The organism is Bradyrhizobium sp. 134, from assembly GCF_023074155.1.
Classification (GTDB): domain Bacteria; phylum Pseudomonadota; class Alphaproteobacteria; order Rhizobiales; family Xanthobacteraceae; genus Bradyrhizobium.
In genome coordinates this window covers 421836-439618 of record NZ_JADPKX010000034.1, presented here as the reverse complement: position 1 = coordinate 439618, position 17783 = coordinate 421836, and the positions used below count along the sequence as shown (strand labels likewise).

The 17783-nt window shown below is 63.8% G+C and carries 18 protein-coding genes, 1 tRNA gene and 1 pseudogene; 10 read left to right on the top strand and 10 right to left on the bottom strand.

The genetic code is table 11. The features are described from left to right. Positions 1 to 119: 119 nt before the first annotated feature. From trpA to aroA, 9 genes are all read right to left on the bottom strand, one after another. Positions 120 to 956, bottom strand: a complete 837-nt coding sequence (gene trpA / locus IVA75_RS11805; RefSeq protein WP_247285095.1) for a tryptophan synthase subunit alpha — start codon at positions 954 to 956, stop codon at positions 120 to 122. Next, complete coding sequence (gene trpB, locus IVA75_RS11800) at positions 953 to 2170, bottom strand: tryptophan synthase subunit beta (RefSeq protein WP_247285094.1); 1218 nt, start codon at positions 2168 to 2170, stop codon at positions 953 to 955. The genes trpA and trpB overlap by 4 nt, the downstream gene beginning before the upstream one ends. Beyond that, on the bottom strand, positions 2167 to 2838 hold the full coding sequence (locus tag IVA75_RS11795) for a phosphoribosylanthranilate isomerase (protein ID WP_027566164.1): 672 nt from the start codon (positions 2836 to 2838) through the stop codon (positions 2167 to 2169). The genes trpB and IVA75_RS11795 overlap by 4 nt, the downstream gene beginning before the upstream one ends. Before the next feature lie 81 nt (positions 2839 to 2919). Further along, positions 2920 to 3312 carry a lipopolysaccharide assembly protein LapA domain-containing protein gene (locus tag IVA75_RS11790; RefSeq protein ID WP_247285093.1) on the bottom strand — a complete coding sequence of 131 codons (393 nt, stop codon included), beginning with the start codon at positions 3310 to 3312 and terminating at the stop codon, positions 2920 to 2922. 71 nt (positions 3313 to 3383) lie between these two features. Next, on the bottom strand, positions 3384 to 3689 hold the full coding sequence (locus tag IVA75_RS11785; RefSeq protein WP_007598410.1) for an integration host factor subunit beta: 306 nt from the start codon (positions 3687 to 3689) through the stop codon (positions 3384 to 3386). A gap of 172 nt (positions 3690 to 3861) precedes the next feature. Then, complete coding sequence (sppA, locus tag IVA75_RS11780) at positions 3862 to 4839, bottom strand: signal peptide peptidase SppA (RefSeq protein WP_247285092.1); 978 nt, start codon at positions 4837 to 4839, stop codon at positions 3862 to 3864. Positions 4840 to 5120: 281 nt separating this feature from the next. After that, the gene (gene rpsA, locus IVA75_RS11775; RefSeq protein WP_027566167.1) at positions 5121 to 6827 is read right to left on the bottom strand and encodes a 30S ribosomal protein S1; all 1707 of its coding nucleotides are present in this window, start codon (positions 6825 to 6827) and stop codon (positions 5121 to 5123) included. 267 nt (positions 6828 to 7094) lie between these two features. After that, positions 7095 to 7733: a (d)CMP kinase gene (gene cmk / locus IVA75_RS11770; protein WP_247285091.1), complete on the bottom strand. Its 639-nt coding sequence runs from the start codon at positions 7731 to 7733 to the stop codon at positions 7095 to 7097. Beyond that, on the bottom strand, positions 7730 to 9067 hold the full coding sequence (gene aroA, locus IVA75_RS11765; RefSeq protein ID WP_247285090.1) for a 3-phosphoshikimate 1-carboxyvinyltransferase: 1338 nt from the start codon (positions 9065 to 9067) through the stop codon (positions 7730 to 7732). The genes cmk and aroA overlap by 4 nt, the downstream gene beginning before the upstream one ends. Positions 9068 to 9239: 172 nt before the next feature. Here aroA and IVA75_RS11760 point away from each other — a divergent pair, with 172 nt between their 5' ends. From IVA75_RS11760 to IVA75_RS11750, 3 genes and pseudogenes are all read left to right on the top strand, one after another. After that, the gene (locus IVA75_RS11760) at positions 9240 to 9650 is read left to right on the top strand and encodes a TIGR02300 family protein (protein WP_007598417.1); all 411 of its coding nucleotides are present in this window, start codon (positions 9240 to 9242) and stop codon (positions 9648 to 9650) included. A gap of 66 nt (positions 9651 to 9716) precedes the next feature. Further along, positions 9717 to 9792: transfer RNA gene (locus IVA75_RS11755), tRNA-Ala, on the top strand. 135 nt (positions 9793 to 9927) lie between these two features. Next, a pseudogene (locus tag IVA75_RS11750) lies at positions 9928 to 10169 on the top strand (GIY-YIG nuclease family protein). Positions 10170 to 10186: 17 nt separating this feature from the next. Here the strand turns inward: IVA75_RS11750 and IVA75_RS11745 are convergent. Then, positions 10187 to 10648, bottom strand: coding sequence for a MarR family transcriptional regulator (locus IVA75_RS11745; protein WP_247285089.1), 462 nt, complete (start codon positions 10646 to 10648; stop codon positions 10187 to 10189). A gap of 154 nt (positions 10649 to 10802) precedes the next feature. Between IVA75_RS11745 and IVA75_RS11740 the strand changes: the two genes are divergently transcribed. The 7 genes from IVA75_RS11740 to IVA75_RS11710 all read left to right on the top strand — a co-directional run bounded on the left by IVA75_RS11740 (position 10803) and on the right by IVA75_RS11710 (position 17744). After that, on the top strand, positions 10803 to 11228 hold the full coding sequence (locus tag IVA75_RS11740) for an organic hydroperoxide resistance protein (protein ID WP_007598424.1): 426 nt from the start codon (positions 10803 to 10805) through the stop codon (positions 11226 to 11228). Positions 11229 to 11403: 175 nt separating this feature from the next. Further along, the gene (locus IVA75_RS11735; RefSeq protein ID WP_247285088.1) at positions 11404 to 12621 is read left to right on the top strand and encodes a CaiB/BaiF CoA-transferase family protein; all 1218 of its coding nucleotides are present in this window, start codon (positions 11404 to 11406) and stop codon (positions 12619 to 12621) included. Positions 12622 to 12841: 220 nt separating this feature from the next. Then, positions 12842 to 14158, top strand: coding sequence for a sn-glycerol-3-phosphate ABC transporter substrate-binding protein UgpB (gene ugpB / locus IVA75_RS11730; protein WP_027566173.1), 1317 nt, complete (start codon positions 12842 to 12844; stop codon positions 14156 to 14158). Positions 14159 to 14205: 47 nt separating this feature from the next. Further along, the gene (ugpA, locus tag IVA75_RS11725) at positions 14206 to 15087 is read left to right on the top strand and encodes a sn-glycerol-3-phosphate ABC transporter permease UgpA (RefSeq protein WP_027566174.1); all 882 of its coding nucleotides are present in this window, start codon (positions 14206 to 14208) and stop codon (positions 15085 to 15087) included. After that, on the top strand, positions 15087 to 15935 hold the full coding sequence (gene ugpE, locus IVA75_RS11720) for a sn-glycerol-3-phosphate ABC transporter permease UgpE (RefSeq protein ID WP_007603954.1): 849 nt from the start codon (positions 15087 to 15089) through the stop codon (positions 15933 to 15935). The genes ugpA and ugpE overlap by 1 nt, the downstream gene beginning before the upstream one ends. A gap of 5 nt (positions 15936 to 15940) precedes the next feature. Beyond that, positions 15941 to 17020 (top strand): sn-glycerol-3-phosphate import ATP-binding protein UgpC, encoded by a 1080-nt coding sequence (locus IVA75_RS11715; protein ID WP_027566175.1) that lies wholly within the window; start codon positions 15941 to 15943, stop codon positions 17018 to 17020. Between the two features lie 298 nt (positions 17021 to 17318). Beyond that, positions 17319 to 17744, top strand: coding sequence for an Hsp20 family protein (locus tag IVA75_RS11710; RefSeq protein WP_007598583.1), 426 nt, complete (start codon positions 17319 to 17321; stop codon positions 17742 to 17744). Positions 17745 to 17783: the final 39 nt, after the last annotated feature.

Below are 17783 nucleotides of genomic sequence, written 5' to 3'. Positions count from 1 at the left end.
ATCCCGCCTGGGGACCACCTGAAGGGATATATGGCGGCCGGGACCCGGCCCGGCAAGCCGCCGTATCGTCCGCCTTGCTCGTCGGACTTGCTCGTCGGATTTGGCAGCGGAATTATGGCCTATTCCGCCGCCTGTTGCGCGCCTTTGACGCCCTGGGCCAGTGCCGCCGTCAGCTCGGCGACGGCGTTGACGGTTTTGCCAGTGGCGTGCCCGTCCGCATCGAGGCTGTTTTTGAGGGCGTCGACCAGCGCGGTGCCGACCACGGCGCCATTGGCATGCGAGGCAATGGAGCGGGCGGTCTCCGGTGTACGGATGCCAAAGCCGACGCAGACCGGCAGTTTTGTGTGCCGCTTGATGCGGGCAACTGCCTCGCCGACGGCCGTGGAGTCCGCGGCCGCAGCGCCGGTGATGCCGGTGATCGAAACGTAGTAGACAAAGCCCGAGGTGTTGGCGAGCACCGCCGGCAGACGCTTGTCGTCGGTCGTCGGCGTTGCAAGCCGAATGAAATTGAGGCCGGCCTTCATCGCGGGCAGGCAGAGCTCGTCGTCCTCTTCCGGCGGCAGGTCGACGATGATGAGGCCGTCGATGCCGGCGCTCTTCGCATCGACCAGGAATTTGTCGACGCCATAAATGTAGATCGGGTTGTAGTAGCCCATCAGCACGATCGGCGTGGTGCTGTCGTCCTTGCGGAAGCCGCGCACGAGATCGAGCGTCTTCCTCAGCGTCATGCCGGCCTTGAGCGCGCGCAGGCCTGCCGCCTGGATCGACGGGCCGTCGGCCATCGGATCGGTGAAGGGCATGCCGAGCTCGATCACATCGGCGCCCGCTTTCGGCAGCGCCTTGATGATCTCGAGCGAGGTCGCCGGATCGGGATCGCCGGCCATCACGAAAGTGACAAAGGCCGCGCGGCCGGCTTTCTTCAGCTCGGCGAAACGGGTGTCGATACGCGTGGTCACTTGCTCTTGCCCCGCAGGATGTCGCCGACCTGCGGGACGTCCTTGTCGCCGCGGCCGGAGAGGTTGACGACCATCAGGTGATCTTTTGTCTGCTTCGGCGCGAGCTCCATCACCTTGGCGATGGCATGTGCCGGCTCGAGCGCGGGGATGATGCCTTCCAGCTTTGACAGCAACTGGAACGCTGCGAGCGCCTCGTCGTCGGTCGCGGAGAGATAGTTCACGCGGCCGATCTCGTGCAGCCAGGAATGCTCGGGGCCGATGCCGGGATAGTCGAGGCCCGCGGAGATCGAATGCGCGTCCTGGATCTGGCCGTCCGCATCCATCAGGAGATAGGTGCGGTTGCCGTGCAGCACGCCCGGACGGCCGCCGGCGATCGATGCCGCATGCAATTGCGTCAATCCGTGGCCCGCAGCTTCGACGCCGAAGATCTCGACGGTGGAATCGTCGAGGAACGGATGAAACAGGCCCATCGCGTTGGAGCCGCCGCCGATACAGGCGACCAGCGAATCCGGCAGCCGGCCTTCAATCTCCTGCATCTGCGCCTTGGTCTCGTTGCCGATGATCGACTGGAAGTCGCGCACCAGCGTCGGATAGGGATGCGGACCCGCGACCGTCCCGATGCAGTAAAACGTGTTGTGCACGTTGGTGACCCAATCGCGCAACGCCTCGTTCATGGCGTCCTTCAGCGTGCGCGTGCCCGACTGCACTGGAATGACCGTTGCGCCCAGCATCTCCATGCGGATGACGTTGGGCTGCTGCCGCTCGGCGTCGACGGCGCCCATGTACACGATACATTCGAGGCCGAAGCGCGCGCACAGCGTCGCGGTGGCGACACCGTGCTGGCCGGCACCGGTCTCGGCGATGATGCGCTTCTTGCCCATGCGTCGCGCCAGCATGATCTGGCCGAGCACGTTGTTCACCTTGTGCGAGCCGGTGTGGTTGAGCTCTTCGCGCTTGAGGTAGATTTTCGCGCCGCCGAGATGCTCGGTCAGACGCTCGGCGAAATAGAGCGGCGAGGGCCGGCCGACATAATTCTTGAGATAGCCGTTCATCTCGGTCTGGAAGGCCGGGTCGGCCTTGGCCTCGGTGTAGGCTTTCTCCAGATCGAGGATCAGCGGCATCAGGGTTTCGGCAACGAAGCGTCCGCCGAAAATGCCGAAATGGCCGCGCTCGTCGGGGCCGCTGCGATAGGAATTGGGTTTTACAACATTCATCGGACGCTCAACTCTTGACTTGCATCTTGGCTTGCGCGCGCGGCGCGAATGAAGGCCTTGATCATCTCGGGGTCTTTCACGCCTGGGGCGCTCTCGACACCGGAGGAGACGTCGACGCCACCGGCCCGGGTGACGCGAACGGCTTCGGCGACGTTGTCGGCGCTGAGGCCGCCCGAGACCATATACGGCACCGCGAGCTCCAGGTTTCCGAGCAGATGCCAATCAAACGGTGCACCGAGGCCGCCCGGCCGCGTTGCGTCCTTCGGTGCGCGCGCATCGAACAGGATGCGTTCGGCAACCTCTGCGTAACCGGGCAGCACGGCGAGATCGGCTGATGTTGCGACCGGCACGACCTTCATCACCGGACGACCGAACCGTTGCCTGATGTCGCGCAGCCGGGCCACGCTCTCCGTGCCATGAAGCTGGAACATGTCCGGCGACAGCGCGTCCATGATGTTGTCGAGCGTGGCATCGTCGGCATCGACAGTGAGCGCGACCTTGAGCGCGCGCCGCTTCACCTGCCGGCCGAGCTCCCGGCCGGCTTCCAGCGACAAATGTCGCGGCGACGGCGGGAAGAACACGAAACCCACCATGTCGGCACCCGCCTCGAGCGCCGTTTCGAGCGTCTCGGGCGTGGACAGGCCGCAGATTTTGACGAGCAAGGACATGTTCTCGACGGATATGGGCTCAAAGCAAATGGAGGCCGCAGGTCCGCGGCCGGAAAACGGGCTTTTCGGTTGCGGCCGCTTCTACAACGTCGCGCGCTGCTTGTCTCGCCCGACGGACCCGTAAAGCCCCACCCCGGAGGGAACGGGGAGGCGCTGGGACTCAGGCCTTGCTGCGGCAGACTGGGCCCGCAGATCGGCCAGCTCGCCTCGCGCGGCCCGCGCATCCGCGTCATGCCGGCGCGCAGCACGCCGCCAGTGCCGCTGGCCCAACCAGACGGCACAACCACCCGCGACCACCCCGAGCGCAGCCACCACGATCAGGAGCAGGAACAGCGGCAGCGTGACCGAGAATGACGGGTCGTTGGACACGAAGGGATCGAACGAGACCGTGACGAAATGCCGGTTGGCGACGGCAAAGACCATCAGGATCAGGCCCAGCGGAATCACGACCAGCGCGGTCAGGAATTTTCGCATCTCGGCTCGCTCGCCTTGAATCAAGGTTGCGGCCGCATCGCTGGCGACCGCGGGAAACCCTGAGGTGGACCTCAGTCTGGCGCGCCTGGATCCGGATGGTCGCGATTCAGCCGTTCGCGCATTTCCTTGCCGGTCTTGAAGAACGGAACGCTCTTCTGATCGACAGGCACATGGGCGCCCGTGCGCGGATTGCGCCCTGCGCGTGCAGGGCGATGCTTGACCGAGAAGGCACCGAAGCCGCGCAACTCGACGCGGTCACCGCGCGCGAGAGCCGCTACGATCTCTTCGAGAATCGCATTCACAATGTTCTCGACATCCCGCTGGTACAGATGCGGGTTGTGCTCGGCGATACGCTGAACAAGTTCGGATTTGATCATCGAGAGATAGGACCCGGGAGCGTGCGGACGACCATTTCCGTGAAAATACCGTGATCTGTCAAGACGCTAAATGAAGGTTGAGCGTCGTGAAAATACGTGACAAATGCCGAAAAAGCAGGCTGGCCCTGCACGCGCCGAACGGGAAAAACCTCTGGGGCTCGCCCGGTTCCAGTCAGTTCGACGCCGGCTGCCACAAGGCGAGCATTCCATCCATTCCGAGCCGATCAACCGCCTGCACGACGCCGGTTTGCGCGATTTGATGCGCAATCGAGCCTAAACCCAGTGCTTCCAGCGTCACTGCGGTCGCCGTCTTGAGGAACGGCAGATCGCTGAAGCGCGGCTGCAGCTTGTAATCGCGCACGGAGAGCCCCTTCTTGACGCCCTTCTGCTCGACCAGCCAGGTCACCGCGGTCTTCTCGTCGCCGATCTGATCAATCAGCTTGAGATCGATGGCCTGGCGTCCGGTGAAGACACGGCCATCAACCACTTTCTCGAGCTGCGTGTCATCCATGCCACGCCGTTCCTTCACCAATCCCTTGAACCAGGCATAGGAATCCTTCACCAGCGCATCGAGCGCCGCCCGTGCCTCGGGGCTGGTCGGCTCGAAACCGTTGGGCGCGGCCTTCAGCGGCGTGGATTTTACCTCCTCCACCTTGACGCCGACGGTCTTCAACAGCTCCGAGACGTTCGGGAATTGGAACAGCACGCCGATCGAGCCGACCAGCGAGCTCTGCTGGGCGATGATGTGATCGCTCGCGATCGCGGTGATGTAGCCGCCGGAGGCGGCGAGGCCTTCGACGACCACGACGAGCGGCTTCTTTGCCTTCAGCCGTACCAGCGAATCATAGAGCTGCTCAGAGCCGGCGGTGGTGCCGCCCGGCGAATTGACGTGAACGATGACGGCGGCAGCCTGCGAATTCTCCAGCCGCTCCAGCGCCTGCGTGCGATCGGAATCGCTGCGGATCAGGCCGTCGATCTGGACCCGCGCGATCGAGCCAGCGGACGCGAACGTGCCGCGCGCACCCGGCGTCGCGACCAGCGCGAAACCTGCGATCGCCGCGACCGCGATCAGCGCGGCCAATACGCGCCAGAACGTCAGCTTGCGGCGGATCCTGCGGCGATCGACGATGATGTCCGAATCGAGCGACATCTCAATATCTCCAAATGAAAGGCCAAGCGCGTTGTGCCGTCGCAGCGTCAGCATTGGCTTATCTGGATACATCAATTGCGGCGCAATTAGAAGAAAACAAGGCCGGCTGCCGCGTAGCCCGATTGGAGGCGGTAGCCCGGAGGAGCGAATCGCAATCTAGGCGAATCCCGCCGGCCGCACGAATCCCGGATTTCGCTTCGCTCAATCCAGGCTACGGCCTCAACAACAAAAAAAGCCCCGGCTTGCGCCGGGGCTTTGATGCAGCGAAACCTGCGTTTCGCTTACTTGGTGTCGCGGTTCTTGAGCGCGGTGCCGAGGATGTCGCCGAGCGTCGCCCCCGAATCGGAGGAGCCGTACTGCGCGATGGCTTCCTTCTCTTCGGCGACTTCGAGCGCCTTGATCGACACCTGGACCTTGCGGGCCTTCTTGTCGAACTGGATCACGCGGGCATCGACCTTCTCGCCGACGGCGAAGCGTTCGGCGCGCTGATCGTTGCGGTCACGGGCGAGCTCCGAGCGCTTCACGAAAGTGGTGAAGTCGGTACCGGTGATCTTGACCTCGATGCCGCTCTCCTTCACTTCGATCACTTCGCAGGTCACGACCGCGCCCTTCTTGACATCGCCCGGCTCGGCGAAGGGGTCGCCTTCGAGCTGCTTGATGCCGAGCGAAATACGCTCCTTCTCGACGTCCACATCGAGCACCACGGCCTTCACCATGTCGCCCTTCTTGTAGTTGTCGATCACCTGCTCGCCCGGCTGTTTCCAGTCGAGGTCGGAGAGATGGACCATGCCGTCGACGTCGCCCTCGAGGCCCAGGAACAGACCGAACTCGGTCTTGTTCTTGACTTCGCCCTCGACCGTCGAACCGGTCGGGTGACCTTCGACGAAGACCTCCCACGGGTTGCGCATGGTCTGCTTGAGGCCGAGCGAGATGCGGCGCTTGACGGAATCCACTTCCAGCACCTGCACTTCGACTTCCTGCGAGGTCGAAACGATCTTGCCGGGGTGCATGTTCTTCTTGGTCCACGACATCTCGGAGACGTGGATCAGGCCTTCGATGCCCGGCTCGAGCTCGACGAACGCGCCGTAGTCGGTGATGTTGGTGACGCGACCGGTGAAGCGGGCACCCAGCGGGTACTTGGCTTCGATGCCCTGCCACGGATCGTCCAACAGCTGCTTCATGCCCAGCGAGATGCGGTGCGTCTCGTGGTTGATCTTGATGATCTTGACCTTCACGGTCTGGCCGATCGAGAGCACTTCGGTCGGATGGTTGACGCGGCGCCACGCGATATCGGTGACGTGCAGCAGACCGTCGATGCCGCCGAGATCAACGAACGCACCGTAATCGGTGATGTTCTTGACCACGCCGTCGATGACCTGACCCTCTTCGAGGTTCTGCACCAGCTCCTGACGCTGCTCGGCGCGAGTCTCTTCGAGAACCGTGCGGCGCGACACGACGATGTTGCCGCGGCGACGGTCCATCTTGAGGATCTGGAACGGCTGCGAGTTGTTCATCAGCGGCGCAACGTCGCGGATCGGACGGATGTCGACCTGCGAACGCGGCAGGAAGGCCACGGCACCGTCGAGGTCGACGGTGAAGCCGCCCTTGACCTGGTTGAAGATAACGCCGTTGACCTTCTCGTTGTTCTGGAAGGCCTTCTCGAGCTTGCCCCAGCTCTCTTCGCGGCGCGCCTTGTCGCGCGACAGCACGGCTTCGCCGAGGGCGTTCTCGATCCGGTCGAGGAACACTTCAACCTCGTCGCCGACCTTGAGCTCGCTGTCACGGCCGGGGCCGGAAAATTCGCGCAGGGCAACGCGGCCCTCGGTCTTCAGGCCGACGTCGATGACGGCCATGTCCTTTTCGATTGCAACAACCTTGCCCTTGATGACTGAGCTTTCCTGCAGGTTGCCGCCTGCGAAGGACTCGTCGAGCATCGCGGCGAAATCGTCGCGCGACGGGCTATAGGTATCAGCAGAAGTCGAAGCCATTTGTTCTCCAGTTGCGGATGTCATGCCGGCCGTTGGGTTCTTGGGCGCACCGTACGCGCAGTGTCGGAAGGTCCGCAGAACCTTCGAGCGACCGCTCGCTGCTCCGACCTGGAGGGCGGAACAGCGGAAGCGGGCCGGCTGAGGCCCGCGCATTCGATACGTGGAAATCTTTTGTCCGGAACCTGGATCGCGTCGGCCCCAAGCAGGGACCGAGAGTATCGACCTCAAAGAGCGGGAGCGGGCGCTTCCTCCAATGACGGCAGCGGCTTAACCCCGCGACCGGCCCGCTCGGACGGCCTCGATAATGTCGATGGCGGCCCGGACGCCGCCTTCTATATCCAGTTGGGAGTTATCTAGCAAGTAAGCATCCGCGGCCGGCTTCAGGGGGGCGATCGCCCGGTTCTTGTCGCGTTCGTCGCGCTGGATGATGTCGGCGAGCACGGCCGCCTCGTCGGCCTCCTCGCCCCGCGCCTTGGCCTCCATGGTCCGGCGGCGGGCACGGACCTTGGGGTCGGCCACGACGAAGATCTTCACGTCGGCATCGGGGCAGATCACCGTTCCAATATCCCGACCGTCGAGCACGGCGCCGGGCGGATCGGCGGCGAATTGCCGCTGAAAGCTGACCAGGGCCTCGCGCACCCTTGGGATCGCCGAGACGATGGAGGCGCCCTCGCCGGCCTTCTGGGTCTTCAGGGCGGGATTGCCGAACTTCTCGGGATCGAGTTCCAGCGCCGCAGCGACCGCGGCTGCCTCGTCCCGGAGATCATGACCGGACTGCATCAGGGAATAGGCCACCGCGCGATAGATCACGCCGGTATCAAGATGACGGTAGCCGTAATGGTGGGCAAGACGCTTGCCGAGCGTGCCCTTGCCCGACGCCGCGGGCCCGTCGATGGCGATGATCATGAAAACTCGGCCCCAAGCGAACGCATCATCGGGATGAAATCCGGGAAACTGGTGGCGATGAAGGCGGTGTCATCGACGGTCACCGGCTGGTCCGACGCGCAGCCCATCACCAGCGCGGACATCGCGATGCGATGGTCCATGTGGGTGGCCACAACGCCGCCGCCGGGAACGTGGCCGCGGCCTTCGACGATCAAATCGTCGCCGGAGACCTCGACCTTGACGCCGTTGACGCGGAGCATGGCGGCGGTGGCTTCGAGACGGTCGGATTCCTTGACGCGGAGCTCCTGGAGGCCGCGCATGATGGTCGTGCCCTCGGCGAAGGCGGCCGCCACCGCCAGCACCAGATATTCGTCGATCATCGACGGTGCGCGCTCCGGCGGCACCTCGACACCGCGCAATTTCGAGGCGCGTACGCGCAGCTTTGCCATCGGCTCGCCGGCGTCGCCGCGAACTTCACTTTCCTCAATCGAGGCACCCATTTCGCGCAGCGTGGTGAAAAGACCGGTGCGCAGCGGATTGGTCATGACATCGGACAGGACGAGGTCGGAACCTTCGACGATCAGCGCAGCAACGATGGGGAACGCCGCCGATGAGGGATCGGCGGGCACGACGACATTGGCGCCATGCAGCTCAGGCTGCCCCACGAGCGTGATACGGCGGCCGTGCTGACCTTCCTGCACCGAGGTGATCTCGGCGCCGAAATGCTTGAGCATCAGTTCGGTGTGGTCGCGACTGGCCTCGGTCTCGATGACGGTCGTGGTGCCCGGCGCGGCCAGACCGGCGAGCAGCACGGCGGATTTGATCTGGGCCGAGGCCACCGGCGTCTTGTAGGTGATCGGCAGCGGATCGCGCGCACCCTGGACGGTCAGCGGCAGGCGGCCGCCCTCGCCGCCGGAGACGACCTTCGCACCCATCTTTTCCAGCGGGTCCAGAATCCGGCGCATGGGCCGGGTGCGCAGCGAGGCATCGCCGTCGAAAATCGCAGAGATCGGGCAGCCCGCGACGGCGCCCATGACGAGCCGGCAGCCGGTGCCGGAGTTGCCGAAATCCAGCGGTACTTTGGGCTCCCCGAAGCCCGCGACACCCACACCGTTCACCTTCCAGGCGAAATCTCCGGTGCGCTCGACCCTGGCGCCCAGCGCCTGCATGGATTTGGCGGTGTTGAGGACGTCCTCGCCCTCCAGGAGGCCCGAAATTCGTGTCTCTCCGACCGCGAGCGCGCCGAGGATGAGGGCACGGTGGGAGATCGACTTGTCTCCGGACACCCGTACTTTCCCGGTCAGGGGGCCGCTGGCGCGCGACTGGAGCGGCGTCGGCTTGTCGGAATCGGTCAACTCTGTGTCCTTGGATAGGCCCGAAACGTCCCTGCGGGACTCGCGGGGCAGGTACCACATGGTCTCCCCGTCGTCACGGGCATGTCGTTCTCCCGCAATGCGCTATTGACAGCGGGCCGCCAACTAGCCAAGTGAAGCACCGCTTTTCAGACATTTCCAGGATTCCTCTGCCGTGGCCAAGTCCGAACTCGGAACTAAACGTATTTGCCCGACCACGGGCAAAAAGTTCTATGACCTCAACAAGAATCCGGTGATCTCGCCCTATACCGGGGAAGTCGTGCCGATCGCGCCCATCGCGCCGGCGCGCGCGCCCCGCGGCGCCGAAGCCCGCCACGCAGCCGCTGCCGCAGACGCCACGCCGGAGCCGGCGGAGGTCGAGGAGGTCTCGCTCGAGGAGGCCGATGCCGAGGAGAACACCGGCAAGGTCAAGGCCGTCGTGCCCGAATCCGAGGACGACATCGAAGTCGATGAGACCATCGAGGACGATGACGACGACGATTCGACCTTTATCGCCGACGACGAAGAAGGCGATGAGGACGTGACCGACATCATTGGTGATGTCGGCGGTGACGAAGAGACTTGAGATAATTCCAGAACTGTGGTTCTGGGTCTTTCCCGACGCGTCGCCCAAGGCGCGTCGGACGGTTAAGGGGCCATAGCTCAGCTGGGAGAGCGCTTGCATGGCATGCAAGAGGTCGGCGGTTCGATCCCGCCTGGCTCCACCACGCTTCGCCCTTCAGGCTACGCGTGGCGCAGCCGCGCACAGCCTGAAGGGCGAAGCGTGGTGTCCGGCGAAGCCCGAAGGGCGAAGACGGACTGGTGAGATTCCGACACAGCGGCTGCCCAGGCGATAATCGTCAATGTGGTACGTCTACATCCTCCGCAGCATCGAATTTCCTGAGCAGGAATACGTTGGGCTACGGAAGATCTGAAGCGCCGGATTCCAGAGCACAATGCTAGCAAATCCACCCACACCGCCAAGTTCAAGCCTTGGATGCTGATCTGGTACTGCGCCTTCCCTGACAAGCACAAAGCGCTCGCTTTTGAAGCGTACCTGAAGTCTCACTCCGGCCGGGCGTTCACAAAGAAGCGGCTGTCCTAAGCACGCAAACCTAACCCCTACTCCCCAATCACCGCATTCAACCGATCGCGCAGCGCCACGATCTCGTCCTTCATCGCGACCAGTTCCGAGACTGAGCAGTCCGTCGCCGCCAGGATCGATTGCGGCACGGCGCGCGCCTTGTCCTTCAAGGCTTGGCCCTGCGGCGTCAACGCGATCAGCACCTGACGTTCGTCCTCGCTCGAGCGCGTGCGCTTGACGAGGTGGGCCGCCTCGAGCCGCTTGAGCAGCGGCGTCAGCGTGCCCGAATCCAGGTGCAGCTTTTCGCCGATGCTCTTCACCGGCACGTCGTCGCGCTCCCACAGCACCAGCATCACGAGATATTGCGGATAGGTCAGGCCGAGCCGATCCAGCAGCGGCTTGTAGACGCGGTTGAAGGCATGCGCGGCCGAATAGACCGCGAAGCAGATCTGGTTGTCGAGGCGAAGCGGCGCGTCCGCTGCCGAATGTTTCCGGGGCATCGAGAATCTCACGGGACTTGCTCCATTCTGGGGCCGGCCGGCGGCATATTCAATTGCGAACAATTAAATGTGAGGCACTGTAATTTAAATTGCGCACAATCTAATTGCTTGCGATAAGGATTGCACCCCACCCGAGAAACACAGGGAGACGAAAATGTCAGTGAACGTCCTCTACAAGACCAGCGCAAAGGCCACCGGCGGCCGCGACGGCCATGCCGCGACCCTCGATGGCGCGCTCGACGTCAAGCTCACCACGCCGAAGGAACTCGGCGGCGGCGGCGGTGCCGGCAACAATCCCGAGCAGCTGTTTGCGGCGGGCTATGCCGCCTGCTTCATCGGCGCGATGAAGTTCGTGTCCTCGCAGGGCGGCCCCAAGGTTCCGGCCGACGCCTCCGTGACCTCGACCGTCGGCATCGGCCCGCGCGCGGCCGGCGGCTTCGGTCTCGACATCGACCTTGCCGTCTCGCTGCCGGGCCTCGCCCGCGCGGAAGCCGAGGCGCTGGTCGAGAAGGCGCACCAGGTGTGCCCGTATTCCAACGCGACGCGCGGCAATGTCGACGTTCGCCTGACGGTCGTCTGATCGGGTAGCTGAAGCGGCTGGCCCGGGATCCTCTCGGACCGGCCGCTTCCCATGATTTGCCATCCCGCGGGATTGCGGCGAGCGGCCTGCATGACGCCCTACGCGGGAAGCCATTGCCGGCCCGGACGAACCTCGTTAGGCCTGTGATCAATATCGACACAGGGGACGCGAAGGGATGACTGAAGCCGCCAGTTCTGGAGCTGCCACGGGCGCAATGAGCGGCCTGCGCGTCATCGATCTCACGCGCGTGCTCGGCGGTCCCTATTGCACCCAGATCCTAGCCGACCATGGCGCCGACGTGATCAAGGTCGAGCCGCCCGCCGGCGACGAGGTACGCGACTGGGGCCCTCCCTTCCACGAAGAAGACGCGGCCTATTTCATCGGCATCAACCGCAACAAGCGCTCGATCGGCCTCGACCTCGCCTCCGAGGGCGGCCGGGCCGTGCTGCTCAAGATGCTGGAGAGCGCCGACGTCCTGATCGAGAACTTCAAGCCGGGCACGCTGGAGAAATGGGGCATCGGGAACGAGGTGCTCAGCAAGAAATTCCCGCGCCTCGTGCATTGCCGGATCTGCGGCTTCGGCGCCGACGGCCCGCGCGGCGGCAACCCCGGCTATGACGCCATCATCCAGGCCATGACCGGCATGATCGCGGCGACCGGCTCGCCCGAGAGCGGGCCGATGCGCATCGGCGTGCCGCTGGTCGACATCGGCACCGGCCTCTATGCGGCGATCGGCATCCTGATGGCGCTGTCGGAGCGGCAGCGCTCGGGCCAGGGCCAGTTCCTGGAGACCACGCTGTACGAGACCGGTCTCGCCATCATGCATCCGCACACCGCGAATTATTTCATGCATGGCAAGCCGCCGTCGCTCACTGGCAACGAGCATCCCAACCTCGTGCCTTATGCGATCTTCCCGACCAAGACCGACAACATCTTCATCGGCGTCGGCAATGACGGCACCTTCCGCAAGCTCGCCAAGGAGATCGGCAAGCCCGAGCTCGGCACCGATCCGCGCTTTGCGCGCAACAAGGACCGCATCGCCAATCGCGAGGCACTGCGCGCCGAGCTCGCCGCCGTGTTCAGCCAGCACGAGGCCGAGCCGCTGTGCAATCGCCTGCTCGCCGCGGGCCTGCCCGCAGGCCCCGTGCAGAAGATCGACCAGGCGTTGACCAACCCGCACACGATCGCGCGCGGCGATATCATCGAGAAGGATTGGTACAAGGGCGTGGCATCCCCGATCCGGCTCGATCGCAGCAAGCCGAGCCTGCGGCGCCTGCCGCCGAAATTCAGCCAGCACGCGGCCGAGGTGCTGGGCGAATTCGGCTACTCCAGGTCCGAGATCGACGCGATGGTCGAGCAGGGCACGGTCTGCGGACCCGAGCGCAAGCGCTAGCGCCTCGCCTTCCACATCCGACGGCAATGCCGCACTGCGGTGCGGGGCGCTCTGTGCATCGCGAACGGAGGACGCTGCTCGCGCGGCATTCGCCTATTTGACAGCTTCCCTTTTCCAGCGCTTGCCGCTTTCGTTTCGGCCGCTTACACAGTCATGTGAACGTCATATGGCGCTGCTAGCGCAAGCGATCATTTTTGACGGCCCAAGGGAGGTTTACTTGATGGCTCTTCGACACTTTGGAGCGGCTGCCGCTATTGCACTCACGGTTGGACTATCGGCCTCACCGGCCTTGGCCGTGACCGAAATCCAGTGGTGGCACGCGATGACCGGCGCCAACAACGACGTCATCGTCAAGCTCGCCACCGACTTCAACGCGTCGCAGAGCGACTACAAGGTGATCCCGACCTACAAGGGCAACTATCCCGATACGATGAACGCCGGCATCGCGGCATTCCGCGCCGGCAACGCCCCGCACATCATGCAGGTGTTCGAAGTCGGCACCGCGACCATGATGGCCGCGACCGGCGCCGTGAAGCCCGTCTACAAGCTGATGGCCGACGCCGGCGAGAAGTTCGACCCCAAGATCTACCTGCCCGCCATCACCGGCTATTATTCGACGTCGAAGGGCGAGATGCTCTCATTCCCCTTCAACTCGTCCTCGACCGTGATGTGGGTGAACCTGGACGAGCTGAAGAAGGCGAACGTCGAGATTCCGAAGACCTGGCCCGAAACGTTCGAGGCCGCCAAGAAGCTGAAGGCTGCCGGTCACGACACCTGCGGCTTCTCGGGCTCCTGGATCACCTGGGTCAATCTCGAGCAGCTCTCGGCGTGGCACAACGTGCCGCTCGCCAGCAAGGCCAACGGCCTCGACGGCTTCGACACCGTGCTCGAGTTCAACGGACCGCTTCAGGTCAAGCACCTCGAAACCCTGGTCGAGCTGCAGAAGACCAAGACCTATGACTACGCCGGCCGGACCAACACCGGCGAGGGTCGCTTCACCTCCGGCGAGTGCCCGATCTACCTGACATCGTCGGCGTTCTTCGGCAACGTCAAGGCGCAGGCCAAGTTCGCCTTCACCGCCGTGCCGATGCCGTATTATCCCGACGTCAAGGGCGCGCCGCAGAACTCGATCATCGGCGGCGCTTCGCTGTGGGTGATGGGCGGCAAGTCGGCCGAGGAATACAAGGGCGTCGCAAAGTTCCTGACCTTCCTCTCGGACACCGATCGCCAAGTTTATATCCACAAGGCCTCGGGCTACCTGCCGATCACCAAGGCGGCCTATGCCAAGGCGAAGGAAGAGGGCTTCTACAAGGATCAGCCCTATCTCGAGACCCCGCTGCTCGAGCTGACCAACAAGGAGCCGACCGAGAACTCCCGCGGCCTGCGCCTCGGCAACATGGTGCAGCTGCGTGACGTCTGGTCGGAAGAGATCGAGCAGGCGCTGGCCGGCAAGAAGACCGCCAAGCAGGCGCTGGATGCCGCCGTCGAGCGCGGCAACACGATGCTGCGGCAGTTCGAAAAGACCGCCGTCAAGTGAGGCAATGAGCGGCAGGCCGCGACCCGGTCTGCCGCTCTGCTGGCATCATGCAAAAGCAAGCCATTTTCCAGTCAAGGCTGTTACCGTACGCGCTGGTTGCGCCGCAGCTCGCGATCGTCCTGATCTTCTTCTATTGGCCGGCCCTGCAGGCGGTGATCCAGTCCTTCCTGCTCCAGGATGCGTTCGGTCTGTCGACCACCTTTGTCTGGTTCGAGAATTACGTCGAGCTGTTCAAGGACGCGGCCTATTTCGAGGCGATCGTCCGAACCTTCTTGTTCTCGTTCGCCATCGCCGTCTCGTCGCTGTCCTTCGCGCTGCTGCTCGCCGTGATGGCGGACAAGCCGCTGCGAGGTTCGATGCTCTACCGCACGCTCCTGATCTGGCCCTATGCGGTGGCGCCGCCCGTGGTCGGCGTGCTCTGGATCTTCATGCTGCATCCCTCGCTCGGCGTGCTCTCGCGCTATCTTCGCAACATGGGCATCGACTGGAATCCGCTGCTCGACGGCGACCAGGCCGCGGCGCTGATCATCCTCGCCGCCGCGTGGAAGCAGATCTCCTATAATTTCCTGTTCTTCCTCGCCGGCCTGCAGGCGATCCCGAAGAGCGTATTCGAGGCCGCTGCGATCGACGGCGCTCGTCCGATGCGGCGGTTCTGGACCGTGACCTTCCCGCTGCTGTCGCCGACCATCTTCTTCCTGCTGGTCGTCAACATCGTCTACGCCTTCTTCGACACGTTCGGCATCATCGACACCATGACCCGCGGCGGTCCCGGAACGTCGACGGTCACGCTGGTCTACAAGGTCTATTCCGACGGCCTGCTCGGCGGCAATCTCGGCAGCTCGGCCGCGCAGTCGGTGATCCTGATGGTCATGGTCATCGTGCTGACCGGAATCCAGTTCCGCTTCGTCGAACGCAAGGTGACCTACTGATGGTCGAGGAAGAGGGCTTCCGGCGCTACGTCGCCCACATCATCCTCTGGATCGGGATCGCGGTCGTCGCCTTCCCGGTCTACATCGCGTTCGTCGCCTCGACCCAGGACAACGCGCTGATCGCCAACGGGCAGATGTCGCTGCTGCCGGGCGGTCATTTCTTCGAGGTCTACTACCAGACCATTTTCGTCGGCACGAGCGGATCGACCCGCGAGCCCGTCGGCAACATGATGCTGAACTCGCTGGTGATGGCGCTGCTGATCGCGGTCGGAAAGATCGCGATCTCGATCATCTCGGCCTACGCGATCGTCTATTTCCGCTTTCCGTTCCGGATGCCGATCTTCTGGATCATCTTCATCACCCTGATGCTGCCGGTCGAGGTCCGCATCTATCCGACCTACAAGATCGTCGCAGATCTGCACATGCTCGACAGCTATGCGGGCCTGTCGCTGCCGCTGATCGCCTCGGCCACCGCGACGCTGCTGTTCCGCCAGTTCTTCATGACGGTGCCGGACGAGCTGCTGGAGGCCTCCCGCATCGACGGCGCCGGCCCCTTGCGCTTCTTCTGGGACACGTTGCTGCCGCTGTCGCGCACCAACATGGCGGCGCTGTTCGTGATCCTCTTCATCCTCGGCTGGAATCAATATCTCTGGCCGCTGCTGATCACCACCCGCGACGACATGCAGACCATCCAGGTCGGCATCCGCAAGATGATTACCACCACCGACGCGCTGACCGAATGGCCGATCGTGATGGCGACCGCCGTGCTCGCGATGCTGCCGCCGGTGTTCGTCGTCGTCGTGATGCAGAAATTGTTCGTGCGCGGACTCGTGGAGACGGAAAAGTAGATCCCATGGCTAACGTCACCCTGCGCAACGTTCGCAAGACCTATCCCGGCGGCTTCGAGGCCATCAAGGGCGTCAACGTCGACGTCGGCGACGGCCAGTTCTGCGTGCTGGTCGGTCCCTCCGGCTGCGGCAAGTCGACATTGCTGCGCATGGTCGCAGGGCTCGAAACCGTCACCGGCGGCGAGATCGACATCGGCGGCCGCATCGTCAACCAGATCGAGCCTGCCGATCGCGACATCGCGATGGTGTTCCAGAACTATGCGCTCTATCCGCATATGAGCGTCTTCAACAACATGGCCTACGGCCTGCGCAACCGCGGCATGAAGGAGGCCGAGGTCAAGACCCGCGTCGACGAAGCCGCGCGCGTGCTCGAGCTCACCTCGATGTTGGAGCGCAAGCCGCGCCAGCTCTCCGGCGGCCAGCGCCAGCGCGTCGCCATGGGCCGCGCCATCGTGCGCCAGCCGAAAGTGTTTCTGTTCGACGAGCCGCTGTCCAACCTCGACGCAAAACTCCGCATCGCGATGCGGGTCGAGATCCGCAAATTGCAGCGCCGGCTCAACACCACGTCGATCTACGTCACCCACGACCAGCTCGAGGCGATGACGCTCGCCGACATTCTCGTGGTGATGAATGGCGGCCAGGTCGAGCAGGTCGGCAATCCCTTGGCGATCTACGAGAAGCCGGCGACGACTTTCGTCGCCTCCTTCATCGGGGCACCGCCGATGAATCTGATGTCGATCCGCGCCGACGAGATCAAGTCGCAGCTCGGCAGCACCGACGCCGGCATCCTCGGCATTCGCCCGGAAGATTTCGTCATCACCGACCAGACCCCGGCCGGCGGCGTCGCGCTCCCGCTCACCGTTGAAGCGATCGAGCGCGTCGGCGCCGAAACCTTCGTCTACGGCACGCGGGCTCAGGACGAGCAGCGCATCGCCGCCAACCCCGGCGAGCTGCCGCCCGGCGAGGTCATCGTCCGCATTCCCGGCTCCGAGGCGCCCCCGATCGGCGCGAAGATCCGCGTCGCGGCGATGCGCCAAAAGCTGCATCTGTTCAGCGGCGACGGCCGGACGCGGATCGAGGCCTGACCGGGTTCGGCGGAGCCGTCGATTAAAAAAAACGCGAAAACAACCCCATGCACAGTAGAAGGGGGTTTGTTTTCGTTGAGAAAAATCGCGCCGCAATTTCGTCGTGCCGGGCTTGTCGCAGGCGTTTCGCGCCATGACGGCAAGTCAGCCTTTCTGCATGGCAGAGCGGGTCAGCTGCCAATCCACAGCCCCCGGCTACGTCCTTGAACCCACACGCGGATATGCCCATATTGCTGATCAAGGGGTGCCTGTACGGGCCCTGATGCACCAAAGTCGCTTCGAGAGGGCTTTGTAAACTATGTCTCGTGTTCCCACGCTTTCCAGTCCGTTCCTTCTGGGCTTCGACGAGATCGAGCGCGTGCTCGATCGGGTCGTCAAAGGTGCCGACGGTTACCCTCCCTACAATATCGAGAGGTGCGACCGGTCGGAGGGCCAGCCCGAGCGGTTGCGAATCACACTGGCGGTCGCCGGATTCACCCGTGACCAACTCGATGTAACCATTGAGGAAAACCAGCTCGTCATTCGCGGGCGGCAGCAGGACGACAAGACCCGGCAATACATCCATCGCGGCATCGCCGCGCGCCACTTCCAGCGCACTTTCGTGCTGGCGGAGGGGATGCTGGTGCTGGGTGCGGATCTGAAGAACGGATTGCTGGCGATCGATCTTGCCCGGCCGGAACCGGAGAGGATCGTTAAGACAATCGCTATCAATGAGCACGAATAATGGAACGAGTAGCGGACTCGACCGCTTAGTTTCTGTGAA

Bases quoted from the DNA above. Each gene is read 5' to 3' on its own strand.
- IVA75_RS11740 (WP_007598424.1), top strand. From the start codon at position 10,803: ATGTCAGTGAACGTCCTCTACAAGACCAGCGCAAAGGCCACCGGCGGC.
- rpsA (WP_027566167.1), bottom strand. From the start codon at position 6,827: ATGGCTTCGACTTCTGCTGATACCTATAGCCCGTCGCGCGACGATTTC.
- sppA (WP_247285092.1), bottom strand. From the start codon at position 4,839: ATGTCGCTCGATTCGGACATCATCGTCGATCGCCGCAGGATCCGCCGC.
- cmk (WP_247285091.1), bottom strand. From the start codon at position 7,733: ATGATCATCGCCATCGACGGGCCCGCGGCGTCGGGCAAGGGCACGCTC.
- IVA75_RS11735 (WP_247285088.1), top strand. From the start codon at position 11,404: ATGACTGAAGCCGCCAGTTCTGGAGCTGCCACGGGCGCAATGAGCGGC.
- ugpB (WP_027566173.1), top strand. From the start codon at position 12,842: ATGGCTCTTCGACACTTTGGAGCGGCTGCCGCTATTGCACTCACGGTT.
- IVA75_RS11710 (WP_007598583.1), top strand. From the start codon at position 17,319: ATGTCTCGTGTTCCCACGCTTTCCAGTCCGTTCCTTCTGGGCTTCGAC.
- trpB (WP_247285094.1), bottom strand. From the start codon at position 2,170: ATGAATGTTGTAAAACCCAATTCCTATCGCAGCGGCCCCGACGAGCGC.
- IVA75_RS11785 (WP_007598410.1), bottom strand. From the start codon at position 3,689: ATGATCAAATCCGAACTTGTTCAGCGTATCGCCGAGCACAACCCGCAT.
- IVA75_RS11715 (WP_027566175.1), top strand. From the start codon at position 15,941: ATGGCTAACGTCACCCTGCGCAACGTTCGCAAGACCTATCCCGGCGGC.
- ugpE (WP_007603954.1), top strand. From the start codon at position 15,087: ATGGTCGAGGAAGAGGGCTTCCGGCGCTACGTCGCCCACATCATCCTC.
- IVA75_RS11745 (WP_247285089.1), bottom strand. From the start codon at position 10,648: ATGCCCCGGAAACATTCGGCAGCGGACGCGCCGCTTCGCCTCGACAAC.
- IVA75_RS11795 (WP_027566164.1), bottom strand. From the start codon at position 2,838: ATGTCCTTGCTCGTCAAAATCTGCGGCCTGTCCACGCCCGAGACGCTC.
- ugpA (WP_027566174.1), top strand. From the start codon at position 14,206: ATGCAAAAGCAAGCCATTTTCCAGTCAAGGCTGTTACCGTACGCGCTG.
- IVA75_RS11790 (WP_247285093.1), bottom strand. From the start codon at position 3,312: ATGCGAAAATTCCTGACCGCGCTGGTCGTGATTCCGCTGGGCCTGATC.